This window comes from Microvirga sp. GN3, assembly GCF_055792825.1.
Genome location: NZ_JBVVAK010000003.1, coordinates 159,179 through 173,316, shown reverse-complemented (window position 1 = coordinate 173,316; position 14,138 = coordinate 159,179). Strand labels below are relative to the sequence as shown.

Annotated in this window: 14 protein-coding genes and 3 pseudogenes; 6 read left to right on the top strand and 11 right to left on the bottom strand. The window is 60.2% G+C overall.

What is annotated here, in order from left to right; genetic code table 11:
* Positions 1–56 precede the first annotated feature (56 nt).
* Complete coding sequence (locus ACS5Q1_RS02990; protein WP_473096798.1) at positions 57–398, top strand: hypothetical protein; 342 nt, start codon at positions 57–59, stop codon at positions 396–398.
* A gap of 425 nt (positions 399–823) precedes the next feature.
* Here the strand turns inward: ACS5Q1_RS02990 and ACS5Q1_RS02985 are convergent, their stop codons facing one another.
* Positions 824–1,927: an RNA-guided endonuclease InsQ/TnpB family protein gene (locus ACS5Q1_RS02985; protein WP_473096797.1), complete on the bottom strand. Its 1,104-nt coding sequence runs from the start codon at positions 1,925–1,927 to the stop codon at positions 824–826.
* Positions 1,928–2,178: 251 nt separating this feature from the next.
* On the opposite strand from ACS5Q1_RS02985, the gene ACS5Q1_RS02980 reads away from it, so the two are divergent.
* Positions 2,179–2,406 (top strand): hypothetical protein, encoded by a 228-nt coding sequence (locus tag ACS5Q1_RS02980; protein WP_473096796.1) that lies wholly within the window; start codon positions 2,179–2,181, stop codon positions 2,404–2,406.
* Between the two features lie 42 nt (positions 2,407–2,448).
* Positions 2,449–2,604: pseudogene (locus ACS5Q1_RS02975) on the top strand (IS6 family transposase); the annotation flags it as partial.
* 173 nt (positions 2,605–2,777) lie between these two features.
* Here the strand turns inward: ACS5Q1_RS02975 and ACS5Q1_RS02970 are convergent.
* The 3 genes and pseudogenes from ACS5Q1_RS02970 to ACS5Q1_RS02960 form a co-directional block, all read right to left on the bottom strand.
* A pseudogene (locus ACS5Q1_RS02970) lies at positions 2,778–2,894 on the bottom strand (AAA family ATPase); the annotation flags it as partial.
* 519 nt (positions 2,895–3,413) lie between these two features.
* Positions 3,414–3,641 (bottom strand): hypothetical protein, encoded by a 228-nt coding sequence (locus ACS5Q1_RS02965; protein ID WP_473096795.1) that lies wholly within the window; start codon positions 3,639–3,641, stop codon positions 3,414–3,416.
* A gap of 33 nt (positions 3,642–3,674) precedes the next feature.
* The gene (locus ACS5Q1_RS02960) at positions 3,675–5,744 is read right to left on the bottom strand and encodes a M10 family metallopeptidase C-terminal domain-containing protein (protein WP_473096794.1); all 2,070 of its coding nucleotides are present in this window, start codon (positions 5,742–5,744) and stop codon (positions 3,675–3,677) included.
* 860 nt (positions 5,745–6,604) lie between these two features.
* Here ACS5Q1_RS02960 and ACS5Q1_RS02955 point away from each other — a divergent pair.
* Positions 6,605–6,988 carry a GAF domain-containing protein gene (locus ACS5Q1_RS02955; protein WP_473096793.1) on the top strand — a complete coding sequence of 128 codons (384 nt, stop codon included), beginning with the start codon at positions 6,605–6,607 and terminating at the stop codon, positions 6,986–6,988.
* A 781-nt stretch (positions 6,989–7,769) separates the two neighbouring features.
* Here the strand turns inward: ACS5Q1_RS02955 and ACS5Q1_RS02950 are convergent.
* Positions 7,770–8,492 carry a Crp/Fnr family transcriptional regulator gene (locus tag ACS5Q1_RS02950; protein WP_473096792.1) on the bottom strand — a complete coding sequence of 241 codons (723 nt, stop codon included), beginning with the start codon at positions 8,490–8,492 and terminating at the stop codon, positions 7,770–7,772.
* A 505-nt stretch (positions 8,493–8,997) separates the two neighbouring features.
* On the opposite strand from ACS5Q1_RS02950, the gene ACS5Q1_RS02945 reads away from it, so the two are divergent.
* A complete protein-coding gene (locus ACS5Q1_RS02945) occupies positions 8,998–10,155 on the top strand; it encodes a hypothetical protein (protein ID WP_473096791.1) in 1,158 nt (385 codons plus the stop codon).
* 213 nt (positions 10,156–10,368) lie between these two features.
* Positions 10,369–10,791 (top strand): response regulator, encoded by a 423-nt coding sequence (locus tag ACS5Q1_RS02940; RefSeq protein WP_473096790.1) that lies wholly within the window; start codon positions 10,369–10,371, stop codon positions 10,789–10,791.
* Positions 10,792–11,268: 477 nt separating this feature from the next.
* Here the strand turns inward: ACS5Q1_RS02940 and ACS5Q1_RS02935 are convergent, their stop codons facing one another.
* From ACS5Q1_RS02935 to ACS5Q1_RS02910, 6 genes and pseudogenes are all read right to left on the bottom strand, one after another.
* Positions 11,269–11,538 carry a DUF6894 family protein gene (locus tag ACS5Q1_RS02935; protein ID WP_473096789.1) on the bottom strand — a complete coding sequence of 90 codons (270 nt, stop codon included), beginning with the start codon at positions 11,536–11,538 and terminating at the stop codon, positions 11,269–11,271.
* A 634-nt stretch (positions 11,539–12,172) separates the two neighbouring features.
* Positions 12,173–12,397 (bottom strand): GcrA family cell cycle regulator, encoded by a 225-nt coding sequence (locus tag ACS5Q1_RS02930; protein WP_473096824.1) that lies wholly within the window; start codon positions 12,395–12,397, stop codon positions 12,173–12,175.
* Between the two features lie 116 nt (positions 12,398–12,513).
* Positions 12,514–12,633, bottom strand: a pseudogene (locus tag ACS5Q1_RS02925) (DNA polymerase III subunit alpha); the annotation flags it as partial.
* A 20-nt stretch (positions 12,634–12,653) separates the two neighbouring features.
* Complete coding sequence (locus ACS5Q1_RS02920) at positions 12,654–12,896, bottom strand: hypothetical protein (protein ID WP_473096788.1); 243 nt, start codon at positions 12,894–12,896, stop codon at positions 12,654–12,656.
* Positions 12,874–13,725 (bottom strand): DinB/UmuC family translesion DNA polymerase, encoded by an 852-nt coding sequence (locus ACS5Q1_RS02915; protein ID WP_473096787.1) that lies wholly within the window; start codon positions 13,723–13,725, stop codon positions 12,874–12,876. The genes ACS5Q1_RS02920 and ACS5Q1_RS02915 overlap by 23 nt, the downstream gene beginning before the upstream one ends.
* A 99-nt stretch (positions 13,726–13,824) precedes the next feature.
* Positions 13,825–13,947, bottom strand: coding sequence for a hypothetical protein (locus tag ACS5Q1_RS02910; protein ID WP_473096786.1), 123 nt, complete (start codon positions 13,945–13,947; stop codon positions 13,825–13,827).
* Between the last annotated feature and the right edge of the window lie 191 nt (positions 13,948–14,138).

Sequence of the window (14,138 nt, the reverse complement as noted above, 5' to 3'; positions counted from 1 at the left end):
CGTACAGTTGCTCGGGCCGGGTAGGGTTTCTTTTTCCTCCTGGCAGGAAAAGAAGAATGTTCACTCACAACCAAATTTGGGCTGCCTTTGATGCAATTGCAGATTCGCAAGGGATATCAGTCTCGGCTCTCGCCAAAAGCGCCGGCTTGGATGCGACCTCATTCAATCCCTCGAAGCGGATTAACCGTAGTGGCCGCGCGCGATGGCCATCGACCGAGTCTCTCACCAAGGTTCTCAAAGCGGCAAATCTCGATTTGAGAGCCTTTGCCGACATCATCGGCTCCATTCCAGACGAGGAAGCGGGGAAAGCCCAACTTTACGAATCGAAGCCGAACGGACAAACGATCCGACGTGGTCGAACGGGGACCCCCGCAATGGTGCGAGATCGTTATAGCTGAAGGCCTCGCCCTTCCTTGGCATGATGCTAGGGAACTATGGGCGGTCTGCAAGCGTGATCAGGTGGGTGAGGGCAACCGGTCGTGTCTCTCCTGCTGCTACACACATGCGGGGTGCGTTGCGTATCAGGCTCCAACGGACCTCGTTCAGCTCTGCCCCGGGGCTGGGTTTCCTGCAGCCTTCGTGTATGGATCAAATTCAGATAGCATCTACCGAAGAGGCGCCCCATCCTCTACTTCATGTTCGAGCGAAGATGCATTCCATAATAGGACTGCACCAGCCGCTTCTTCCGAACCCGACAGTTGTGGGTTGGTATATGCCCCCCACGAAGCAGCCCAATCCAATCGTCTGTTGGCCTCATTAGAGCCTGAAGATTTCAGGTGGCTAGAATCCCACCTCGAGCGGGTGACGGTGATGCCTCCTCTGCCTAAAGGCAGAGGCTTCCGTGCCCCTTCAGGCCTAGCGTCTCGCATCCGAGACGGGCAATGTTCAGGGCAGCGTTCTGGTCGCGGTCGTGGGCCGACCTGCACGCGCTGCACACCCATTGCCTGACCGCAAGACCTTCCCGACCGTGTGGGCCGCTGCGTGCACCGCACCCAGAACAGGTTTGCGTTGAATAGGCCTCATCGACCTGGGCAAAGGCAACTCCTGCGTGATCGCACTTGTACTCAAGGAAGTTGCGCAGCATCGACCAGCTCACATCCAGGGTCGCTTTCGCAGCACCGGATGCGATCTGCCAGATGGATGAGATATTGCCGATGAACACGGCGCCCGCGCGGTTCACCACAGCGCGGGAAAACTTGTGAAGCGCGTCCTTTCTGCGGTTCCCGATCTTGGCATGGATCGTCTGGACTTGACGCTTGCGCCCCCGCCGCTGCGCCTCGGCCAGCTTGGGCTCGAGGTCACGGTAGAACCGCGCCTGCTCTAGCTCCACTGCGTCGGAGCATTTGGCGGCTGTCTTATGCCCGAGATCAATGCCGATCACCGCCGTGCGGTTGGTCGAGCCGCGCTCGACCTCACAGACGATGTTGCAGTACCAGCGCCCGCGCGCATCCTGCGAGAAGCTGCCAGACTTGATCTTGCCTTGGATCTCCCGGTGCTTCCACAGCCGGAACGTCTGACCCCGCAGCGACACAATCGATCCGTTGAACGCAACATCCTGGTTCGTGAAGGGCACCCAACCGAGCGATCGCCTGGCACCGCGGCTCACCCGCCAGCGCAGCTTCGGCCGTCCCACGGCTTTGCGCTTGATCAGGAACTCGTCGATGACCTCTTGGATCACCTGCGACGGCAGGCCAAGCTCCCGGCTGGCACCCTTGGTCAAGGCGCGAAGGTCTTTCTTGCTGATCCAGCGGGGATCGCGCTGAGCCGATTTCGCGCTGACGTCGTTGCAGAAATTCCACACGAGGTTGACCGCATTGCCCCACGCAACAAGGTGCTTCCCGCTTGTCACGTTCTTCACACGAAAGCTGAACGTCTTGTAGGCGAGCGCTGGGGCGACCGGATCCATACGGGAACAGACTAGGAACAAAGACCAATCCTGTCAAACCGGAAACGCGGCTGGCGCCGCGTGCGCCTGTCCATCCTCGCCCTCAAGGGCAAGGGCTTCCGGCGCATTTGCTAAAAGCACTGCCAATTCCGTCAAGATTGGCATAAGGGTCGTAGGTGGGGCCTGTCGCTCAATAGCTAGAGACGGCCGCACATTACGGTCTGGTTCCCGATTCGAATCCGGGCGAGTTCACCATTCAGCGTTGAGAGGTGGGCCAAGGAGGCTTGCAAAGGATGAGGTTTCTGAAATCCCTGTGCACGCCGAAAAAGCACCCTTACATCCCGAAATTCTATCTCAACCGATGGCGTGGCCCCGATAGCAAGGTGATCGAATTCAGCAGGCCGTGGAGGGCGCCTCTCAAAACGCGGCGGGTTGACCCGGACGGTACCGGGTATGTGAATCGCCTCTACGAGATGCAAGGCCTGCCGCCTGAACTGGACCTGTCGCAAACCCTTCGGTAACTCAGTTCGGCATACGTCTCCGGCAAGCTTCGGAGGTTCATAATGTTCAAAGGCCGCCATTTCGACCGCTCGGTGATCCTGCTGTGTGTCCGGTGGTATCTCGCCTACAGCCTGAGTCTGCGGAATTTGGAAGAGATGATGGCCGAGCGGGGCATCTCCGTCGATCATGCGACGAGCCACAGGTGGGGCATCCGATACAGAAGTGTGGTGAAGGTTCTGCAAAGGCAGCAGCTCAATTACGGAAGTCGCAACGAAAAAGCCCCTCACGCAAACGCAATGTGAGGGGCTAAGTCTGGAGTGTGATTTGCGGACCGAGCCGCACAAGCCTGATAGCCAGATCTGATGACAGTACTGAGACAAGAAAGGCCTCACGCGGGATGGCGCAGTTTGGCCGCCTTGGCCCTGGCCTCGAAGCGCTTCTGCTGCCGCAGCGTCACCTCGTGATTGAGGATCAAGCCGAGCCACTCCGCATGGCCGAGACTGTCGGCGGCCTTGGCGGGAGCGCGGTCGCGGTGGGTGTCGAGAACAGAGACGATGCTCTTGTAGGTCAGCGCCCGAATCGCCAGAGCCTTTGCCGCGATCGCCTCGACGTGTTCTCGGGGCACCCCGCGCATGAGCTGGAGCACCCCGATGCAGGTGCGAAAGCCCTGCTCGGGATGGCGCCGCGCGGCCAGAATGGCCGCGATCAGCATCTCGGTGTTGGGTCCGAGTGCCGTGGGCCCGGCCCTTATAGCGCCGCTCGTGAGCCGTGACGCGTCCGCCCTTGTGGAAGGCCTCGACGGTGCGCTGGGTCACCCGCACGTCGACCTGCTGACCCTTATTGACTGTGGTCTTCTGACGATGGCATAGGCCCGTAGCTGTAAGCTCATTGTGCCAGACCCTGCCGTAGAACGTCAGCATCCGCTCATAGGACTCGACAACGATGCAGCTAGAGCCCTACGCCTGGCCTCAATGCCGTTCGCTGGATGCGGGGCTCGATAGCCTGAAAGTAGAACAGTCCGCACTGTCTAACGCTGTTCACGGGGCTTCGGTATCGGTCCAGAGTGGCGTGCCGGCGGAGCCGCAACCAGACGGAAGTGAAGCGGTGGCGACTTCCAATCAAACGGCAGTTGCAACGGAACCGTGCAGTTCGTGAACAGGCTCTGCCCCTCGGCATTCTTGACCTCAAACACGAAGCCCGGCCGCTCCATCCGGAAACATTCCGGCCAGCGGTCGTATGCAATCCAGTCGCTCATCTTCACGTCCTCTTTGCGGCCACGGATGCGGGGTCAGAGATAGAAATCGCCTTTGGCGAGCGTGATGAGTCCGACCACTTTGACCTGGAAGTCCGCAGCCTTGTCGCCATTGATGTCGCCGGACAGCACCCCGCCCGAAAACTCGAGTTCCCCAGCCTTTCCGCTGAATGCGGCCTTGCCGATGAACTTGAAGGCCTGATTGCCGCCGATCTTAATGTTGGCGTCGATGCTACGCAGGTCGATGTGATCCTGACCTCGGACGAAGCCTTTGATCGTGTCGATGCTGGGGCCACGGGATTCACTGGCCGATTTGAAGATAAACGTATCCCGCCCTGTGCCGCCGCTGAGGTTATCGCGCCCGGCTCCTCCGAGAAGGAGATCATCACCGGCGCCTCCGTCAAGGGTGTCATGACCACCCCGCCCGGTAAGTGTGTCGTTTCCTGCGCCACCCTTGATCACGTTGGCGGCATTGTTGCCACGCAAGGCGTCGGCATGGGTGCTCCCCAGCAGGTTCTCGATGGTCACGTAAATATCGCCCATTGCCTCGCCCGTGTTGAGCGAGCGCGACAGAAGATCAGCCCGCACTCCGGCACCGGCTCCGCTGTAGCTGGCGTAGTCGGTGCCGGCTCCGCCGTCGAGCCGGTCTCCACCGGCGCCACCTTGCAGGACGTCGTTCCCGCCGCGGCCATAGAGCTTGTCATTCCCGACCCCACTATACAACCGATCGTTGCCAGCTCCGCCCGATACATTCAGATCCGGGGTGATAAGCGCCGCAGGAGTGACTGTTGGTTCGACCAGGGGAGTGACGGTCGGTTCGACCGGGACGGTCAAGGTGCTGAGAGTGGCCATTGTCGTGCCGGACAAAAGCTCCTCGAAAGAGTAGCGTCCGTCCACGAACTGGAACCATTCGGTGCCCCAGACCATGTCTTTGCCATCTGGCGCACCCGACCGATGGTCAACAACGTGGGTTGATCCATCTGTGAGCTGCGTGACGCTGTAGTGCGCGCGTTCGCCACTGAAAACCGCAGTATCGCTGCCGACACCGCCATCCAGAACGTCGTCTCCGGCGCCACCGGTCAGGATGTCGGCACCAGTTCTACCCTGCAGGGTGTTCGCGGCTTGATTGCCGATCAGGGTGTCGCTGCCGGATCCGCCGACCGCATTCTCAATCAGGGAGCGCGTGTCGTTGTTGTAGAGCAGCGCATTGGCAATGTTGCCCGTGGCGACCTTCGAACCGTTGTCATGGAGCTTGGCCAGTTGGGTTGTCGACGTCGTTGTCCATTCCCCGGGTCGAAGATCAACTTTGAGGCCGCTCGTATACGGCGAGAAATCGTAGGTGTCAGCGCCACCACCATCCCAGAGTGTCTGGAAGATCCGGTTCGCCCCGGCTGTGCCTTGGCCGACGCCATTGACAAACATCTCGCCCGTGGCCGGGCTCCAGGCGTAGGTGGTGTTGGAACCGTTGGTGGTAAAGTTGGCACCGTACATATGCTGCAGGGCGGCAATGTCATACATCATGAGCGACTGGGCATAGCCGGCGTTCTCGTTCACGTAGCCGGTAGTCGTCGAGGCGCCCACATAGGAGCGGTAGCTCATGACCGTGTACTCTAGCGAGTCGCGATCCTGCGGCATGACGAAATGCTCGTGCGCGTGCTCAAGCCCGAGCGCGTGGCCGATCTCATGGATGAAGGTCAGGTTGGCGTAGCTGCCCTTCTGCGGCGCGTCATAAATGCCGCTGGAATTGTTGAACCATGCATCCCCGCCTGCAGCGTTCGTCGTCGGGAAATAGGCCCAGGCGGTGCCAGGTTTATCGGACATTGCAAAGCGCAAATCCGCATGCTGCATCGCAGTCTCCGCAACTTCCGTGAAGCTGAGATTGGCAACGGAGGCATAGAGCTTCAGGGCCGCGCGGGTCGCCGTCTGCTGCGCGGCGTTCAGGGCCTCGAAGTTACTGAGGGGCTCGCCGGCTCCATAAGCGCTGCCATAAAAGGAGGCGCTGGCCGGAAAGCTGTAGGTGAAGCTCTTGACCGCCCATTTCAGGTCGCCCAGGACGCCATCGATGTAAGCGTTGCCAGTCGGGCTGTAGGTCACAACAGCAGGCATGAGTCCATCCAGTTTCATTCGAGAATAGTTTGCGCAACGGCCACGCTACGCCTCCTCCGCAGAGGCAGCTTGAGAATAACGTGTGCTCATTTTGCTGATCTCAAGCAGATAGGAATTCTTTTTATTCTTCTCAAGAGCGATACAAATCTTGGCTGCTCGCTGCTGGACAGCACGTACATTTCATCTATACGGTAGAATCATCCCTGCGAGGGATATTGTCTTACGTATCTATTACAACTGGGGCAGGAATAAGTTCGCGCATGATATTTTTCGAAGAACCCAGAGGAAGCTCGGGAGAACTTAGCCGTATTCTGCTGACGGTTCAGGGTGCGATAACCGGTGGAGCAGGGGAAACCAGGCTTCCGGAAGTGCCTCTTGCGAGGCGACGCCGTACAAAAGTGCGAGCTCTCGGCCAAGGTGAGATAGGAGGTCCGAATAGGCGATCGGCGCCGGGGTATAAACCCTTCTGCTCCAGATACTCTCATTGGCCAACATGACAGAACCATTCACCCGAAGGTCTCTGAACGGATAAACCCGGCGAGCCTGAATAGGTTCACAGCAATTGTCGAAAGTTCCTAGTGAAATGCCGTGGACGCAAGTGCTGCCACGGGTCTCAGCGGCTTTGGCCAAGCTTTCATGAACCCAGCTCAGCTGGATGGGCAGGTGGGTGCTCATCCAACTGGCGGGTGTCCGTCGAAGCTTTCAGCGAGGCTTAGGAGGTTCACAATGGTCAACAAGCCCAGAGCGAGGCAGCGGGCAAGGAGGAGGGCCGCGGGTATGTCCATCCGGAACATTTGGCGCATCTCCTTATTTGTGGAAGCGATGGGTTCGGACGATGCCTCTGTTCCCAGGAGGTGGAATTGGATTTTATCCTTGATCCGAATGAGGTGCTGCGTCTCGACGCTCTCGCGGACCTGAATGTTGAGAAGTACATCCCCGATGCGACAGTGGATCGGATTACCGCCTTTGCCCGAGACCACTTCAGGGTTGCATTCTGTCTCGTCAATCTCATCAAAGCTGACCGCGCATTGGTTCTGTCCTGCCAGGATATCAATGTTTCGGAGATCCCTCGCAATCTGGTTTTTTGTACCTACACGATCCTTCAAGACGAGATCCTCGTCATCCCCGACGCTCGTGCTGATGAGCGCTTCAAAAACAACCCGCTTGTGACAGGCGATCCCTTCCTCCGCTTCTACGCCGGGGCCCCACTCATTTATGAGGGGAAGTCCGCCTTGGCTCCTTGAGCCTCTTGGATACGAAGCCGCGCTCATTCTCACGGGGAGAGCGGGCTGAGCTGCGGATGCTGGCTGACCATGTGGTTAGCATTATCATCAAGCCGGACCATGGGTTTGCCAGAGCCGGATATTAGCCCCGCCCTTTCTATTTGAGAGAGTGGTCCAGATGGTTCCTTGACGTCCCCACGGACCGACTTAGCCTGTGGTCATTCCCGTCGCTCAGGGGGTCCAATGCCTGATTTCACGGTGATCGAAGGAGGAGGGCAGGGCCCCGCGTCCAAGGACTGGCAGGAGCATCATGCCAGTGACGCATTCACAGGCCCCGTAGAGATGCTCTGTGGGGTCGCCCCCGGGTGATGATGCAGGCTCGCGGGTCGCTGACGCCCTATACGAGTTCCTACGCCATGCCGCCGAGACCACGACGCATTCCGCGACAACCAACCATGAGGAGCTGGGGGCCCTGTTCGATCGAGGCCTGTGCATGGAGTTCGACGGTGCATTTTCGGATGTGCGGAAGCCCCTCCTCAAGGATGCTGTCCGAGTCCTCGCAGAATCCTTGGCAGACGATCCGGCCGCCAAGGGTCGGAAGTCCAAAAGGGAAGACGCTCTCATGCGATCCATAGAGAGCTTCATCCTCGCGAGGGAAAAGCGAAGCCGGGCGAATGGCTGGAGCTACACTCAGAACCTGACAACCAATCATCTTGGCAAGTGGGCCCCGCCGCCACAGGCCAAGGCCACACCACTAAGAAGGCAAGCAAGAAGAGGCCTGATCAGATAGAATACAAAGCGCTTACTCCTCTGGCTCTGTTTGTGCGAGCGGCAAGAGCTGAAGGTACTTCGCGCGAAGGATGCCGTAACACTCACACGTCGCTTTTTCGAGGCGACGACGGTCGAGAATCGTGATTTTTCCTCGGCCTTGCTGGATCAAGCCACTTTCCTGGAGAGTCCTGGTCACCGCGCTCACAGTTGACCGTTGAACGCCTAGCATCTCGGCCAGATACTCATGTGTGAGCGGTACGTCTTCGCGGCCTGTTCTATCGCTTGTGGCGATGATCCAGCGACAACAGCGAGCTTCGACGCTGTGAGCGGCATTGCAGGCCACCGACTGGAGGGTAAGCGCCATCAACACCTCTGTGTACTTTAGAATCATGTGCTGAATGCCAGGCCGGACAGCAACTGCCTCGCGCATTATCCTGGCATCCATGCGCAAGGCTGCGCCAGGCACCTGCACCAAATAGCGTCCAAAGGAGACGAGCGGGATTCCCTCAAACGACAGTCCGATCATTCCTTCACGGCCGAACGCTGCCATCTCGACAACTCGGCCATCAATCATGTCCCGCACGAGCGATACAACGGCCGTCTGAGGAAAATAGACATGCTGAAATGTTTCACCTTGATGGGCGAGTTCCATCCCGCGTGGCAGATCTACCTGTTCAAGATAAGGCTCCAAGCACTCGAGGTCTTCCGAACTCAAGGTCGCCAGAAGGCGGTTTGTAGGATAGCCGACGGTCATCCAACACTGCGCAGATGTACAAGCGCCTATGCTACACTTCTCCCGTTAGGATTAGAGGCCAGAACATAGGATAATGAACCGTTCTTAAGAGGTATGCCGCAGCATTAAGACGCTGTTGGGCAAACGAAACCCTATTCGGTCGTGGGGACAGAACGGAGTTTTACCGTCTTGCGAATCCCGATTTCAGGCGAGTGCCGCGAGATGGTCTATGAACCCTTGCAAGGAGGCTTCAGCGCCATCAAGCCTGTCGACGCTGCGTCCCCACAGGCTTGATGGACGGTCGAATTCCCAGATCCTCCCGGCCTTCGTGACACCGACTAACCGAGAAGCAACATGATCTTAGCGAGCCCAAGTGCGGCAGAAACAGCCGAAGCTTGGAATTGTCCGGCTCAGGCGTTACATGCTCGTCAATCGATTCTCACCACTGTCCCGAGGTACCTGAGGTCAAGCCCGCCTGAGGTCTGTCCTGCGGGAGAACCACGCATACATTCATAGGAACAACTGGATGCCCGGCATCGCACGTCAGTTCGAGCCACAGATCACCCGTAGCGGTGGAACACCCTCGAAGTACCGGTTCTCGGTTCGGTGCTCCCAGTGCCACAAGACAGACGCCTACGAGGCCAGCAAGCCTACCAACGATGATGTTGTCAAAGGCTACTTCAAGGAGCATGGCTGGCTGCTGGGACGCGAGCGCTCCTATGACCTGTGTTCAACCTGCTTGGCCAAGCCACGGAGCGGTGAGCAACCGCGCCGCACTGCTCCTGAAGCGGCGGGACGGCCGTCGGATCGTCCAGTGACACCGAACAAGCGCTACCGGGATACAGCCGATATCCTGGCCCGGCACCTGGGCAAGCCCGAGGCTCTGGCCGCGGAGGTCTTCCGCCCCAAAGAGGTGCAGCCCGCTCGGCCATCTGCCGTCGACACCCCGTGGCAGCCCATACCAGCCTCCGCACTCCCTCCAGAGATGGAGGAGGCTCTCACCGGAATGGCGGCAGATCTAAAGGGCCTCCGATCGGCCATGGAGCTCATGGCGGAGCAGGTGGGCAAACTGGTCGCTCTTGGCGGTCAGCACATCGACGCCATCGCACGGTTGGAACCTCTGGTGGTCCAATCAGCAGAGGGGATCAGTAGCAGCGTGCGAGACGTTGTCAGCGCTGTCCGATCCATTCCGAGTTCACCACTGCTGCCGGCAGAACCTGTCGATGACAAAGAGCAGCCAACGTCACAGCCTGTTCAGGCTCACGATCAGACACTCAGCGCGGAAGCAGAGCCTGACGTCGAAGTGGGCGCAGAAGAGCCAGTGAGGCAGGGGCTGCGCTCCAGGAGAAGCGGGGAGAAGGCTCGCAGGACGGCAGCCGCGCCCATTGTGGTGAAGTCTATTCCAGACGCCAAGCGCTCGGACCGGTACTACACCTCCATCCGCCTGCCACGGGAGCTGTGGGACAGCACTGGCTTTGGACCGGAAGACCGCCTGCTGCTCGACTGGAGCGGGAAAGCTCTGACTATTGAGCGTGCGGCTGAGGGAGGTGTGAAGCCTAAATCGATTGGAGGAGCCGCTGTCGTGCTGCAATCGTGGAAGCTCGGCAACCTGAACTTCGACAAGCCGAAAGTCACAGGAGCTGACGCCTCCCTGCGCCTCACAGCGAGGCCATCGAGGTCTTGAGAGCCCGGTGAGAGATGGCTTCATTGTTCACACGGCTGGAAAGTCTTTCCGTCTCGGGCAGCATGTTGTCGTTTGTCCGGTGCCCCGCTGATCAAGAACGCCGGAGTGACTCTTAACGATTTGCTGACCATAACCATACCTGCCGGATCGTGCCTTGAACGCTCGCCGCAATCGGCCGTTAAGCACACGGATGCGTTCAGTGAGGTTGCGTATATGACACCGATCCTATCCCCGTGGACCCGCCGCGAGCCGGCGAAGAAGCCAGCCCCGAAATCCCTGCACCAGCGTGTTCTCGTCGTTGAGGACGAGTTGATCACCGGCGAGATTGCGGCTGAAGCCCTGACGGATGCAGGCTACGAGGTATTCACAGCAGCCAGCGCTGAGGAGGCCGAGATCATTCTGAGAGATGTGTCGGTGGATGTTTTGTTCACCGACATCAATCTGGGCGGTCAGGATGGTTTTGCGCTGGCGCTGGCCGCCCTGTCTCTCCAACCGCTCTTGTCCGTTGTCGTCACCTCAGGCCGGTCGCGGATCTGCCATCGTATGTGCGAGTCCGTGGGAGTGCCTTTTCTCGCCAAGCCTTACCGCCTCACAGAACTGGTGGAGACGGTTGAGCGCGCAGTGAAAGCAACCTGACACAGTAACTGGTCCTTAGGCCTGATCGTCTTCCCTGACGATTTCGGCCAGGATCGCGCAGGGCAGGGCGGTCTTCCAGACGCTCACCGACGGCTCCGCACCGTCAACAACAGTTGAATCCGTCTTCAACTCGCCGAGTCTCTCATCGGTGGTTGTCGCTACCGCTGGGCAGGCCACATTGGCCGGGGAAGCGGGTCGGCCAAAATCCCACCCATTAAGGCAAGAGACACCGGGACAAGTCCAACGCGTCCCCAAAGCGCAACACGATCCTTTCGGGGCCACCAGTGAACCCCCGTGTGTCACACATCCGAGAGAACGTAGTTGGTTGCCAATACGGCCAAGTTTTCCTCAGATCACTGGGTTCTATACTCAATGCCCGTGATCGCATGAGCCACTGTTCGGGCTTACCTTCTGCGCTCATCAATAAAGCCTCTGGTGGAAGTCCTCATCAGAGCCTTCCATGACGGCCTTTCGGGCTTACGCGCTCCAGGAATGCGGCCCCTGATGCGATGGGCCGTGTCGCTCGATCCGCATCGACGCGGTTACCGTGCAGACCCGCTGGTTCTGCGCGTCCCGCACCTCGATGACGACATCGCTGGTATCGCGTCTTGCCAGCCGGCTTGTTCCAATCTGAGCCGCCGAACGGGCTGCCGCCTGCACGGCAGCGTCGAGGCTGTCGAACTCGGCGCCCTCGTCATCGCGCACGGGCGGCTTTCCATTCTGGACATCGAAATAGTAACGGGCCACGGCACGCTCCTCTGGGCCAGTCCCTGTTCTGTCTTGACCGTCAACTGACATCGCCGATTGCGCGTCAAAGTGCCCTGGCCAAGGGTGCTGTCTGGAATCCCTTAGCCAGGGCGTCAGCGGAGAGGAGGCCCTCCAACCGCCCCAATGCCATCCGAAGGCACCAGAGTCTCTGTTCGGGCTGATACACCTCGCGCCCGGCACACGCATCTTGTTGCGGTCACGGTAAACAATGTGTGTCTATGCGATGGATGCCGCTACTTTCGCTCGGCCTCTCGTTCCGATCTGCCCTTAGTTGCGCGCAAGCAGTGGTCTATGCCGACGAGGGCGTTGTCACACCAAGCCAGTAAGAGCCTTTCCGGCTATCAGTCCCAATCACCCAAGCCAACGAAAATGCACAATCCGCAACGCGGGTGAGGCGCAGTTTAGACAAGTCAAACTCGTTAGTGCGACCATGTCCTGAAATCATCGCTTCTCGAGCCGAGACGGAGCAAGGCCGCGGCCGCCGAAAAGATGATGCAATGGAAGCGGAGCCAGTAAAGCGACAGCGGGAGAATGAGACGATTGAGAGGGTGCAGCGCGTAAACTGTCCCTCGTGCGTTGCTTCCTCGATGAGGCGGGTATTTCGAGGGCCCGCTCACGACGCCAGCGCCTCAGGGCGGACTTTGACGGGATGCGTCGGGACGTACACGAGCCTCCGGTGCCAATCGCACCAGCTCGAGCCCTCACGAGTCGGTGCCCCGCAGCAGACGGCGCGGCGCGGATCGTCGGAGACAATGTAGCGGCACTGCCGCGATCCGATCTTGAGCAGTTTTGTGTGTTGTTTGGGGTCGGACCGTTGCATGACGGACACCTGATGCACGTTTAGCTGAATCAACGGAAGTCTCGGGTTGCGACGCGGAGGACGGGCGTCTCTGCCCGCTTCTCTGGCAGTTCCGCGGACTCGGAGCCGACAATCTCCTTCGATCCCTCGCGCAGCCGGTCGCGCATGCCGATCGCCTCAATTCGAGGGAGCTTGGCTTGGACGAACAGCGCCTCTGTGCTCGACGCACCATGCAGAAAGGAGAAGTGCGTTGTGACCTGGAACTCGGCGTACATCGGCTGGACATGTCCTCTCGTCATGCGAAGAAGCCATGCAGCCACCAGTGTCCGCCGTCAGCAGCTGGCGCGTCTCGGAAGACCCAGAAGCGGCCGGCATGATCAGTCTCGAGGCGGTAGTAGTCCCGCAGCGGGCCGTCCTGATCGCCCGCCCACCATTCCGGCGCGATGCGCTTCGGCCCGTCGGCATTGATCACCTTGCGACGGACGTTGCGCCAGACGATCTGGACCGGGGGATGATCAGGCAGCAGCGCGATCGCCACGATCGGCTCCGGCGGGTTCAGCAGGCGCGTCGGGCGCGGCAGCGTCTTCGGCCAGTTGGCGTTCGTGGGGGGCGAGCGCCGGCACCTTGCGCGTCATGCGCTCATGGATGAGGGGCTGGGCCGGCGCCAGGCGGTAGACGTTGCCGGTGCCGACTTTGGCGGCCAAGCGGTCGACCAAGCGGCTCTCGGCGGCATCCGCGTCAGCGCCTACGGTGCTGGGCACCTCCGTTTGCGCCTCCTCAAGCGGCTCGACCTTGCTGGCGACAAGCACGATCTCCTCGATGCCGAAGCCGGGATTGACGGTTTGCAGGCGCTCGTCGAAGAGGCGCGCCAAGTGCGGAGCGTCCCGCGTCGCCTTCGCGGTGCGCACGCGCAGGTTGGTGCCTTTCTCGTCCACTCGGCGCAGGATCAGGTCGAGCCGGCGAATGCCCTGGCCGCGCCGCGCGCGCTGTGCGCACAGCTCCTCCGCGAGCTGGCGGACGACATGCAGCAGATGCTCCAAGCGGCCGATCGGCTCCGCAAACACCCTTGTCGCGATCGCCGTCCCTTCGGGGATCAACGGGCTGATCGGCTCGAAGGCATGGCCAAGCGCCCGGTCGAGGCGCAGCCACCTCCGTGCCGAAACAGCGGACATCGGTGCCCGCGGCATGGCCGCCAGCTGTCCGACCCGCTCCACCCCAAGCTGGTTCAGCGCGGACAGCGTGTGCGGCACAAGCCGCAGCGCCGCCACCGGCAGCGTCACCACGGCCTCGATAGTGCGGTCCACCGGGATGACGCCGCCGCGGTACCGGGCCACGGCCCAGGCAGTGCCGGACGCGTCCGCGATCACCGCCTTGGCGTCGATGCTCTGATGGGTGAGGCGGCCGAGCAGGTCGGCGAGCAGCGTCTCCTCATCCCCGAAGAGGCGCGCTCAGCCGGCAATATCAATTCACAAGCCGTCGGGTGGGTCGACCGCGACCACGGGCGAGTAGCCGATCGCCCGGCGCGCCAGTTCGCGCAGAGCGGCCGCATCATCCTCCGGTGTGGCCTCCCAGACCTGAAGGCCCGGCACAAGGACCCACAGATCTGGAACGCCTTCAGAGGGGAGGGGAGCTTCATCGTGTGCCCATGAAACTCCGGGCCCTGGCGAGCAATCCGTCACAGGATCTTGTGTTGCCCCAAGATCCTGTGAACTCATTCCGGCATGGATGTTGAGGAAGCGGCCCTCTGGTGATTTCAATCTCGGGCAGCAAGCCCTTTGCC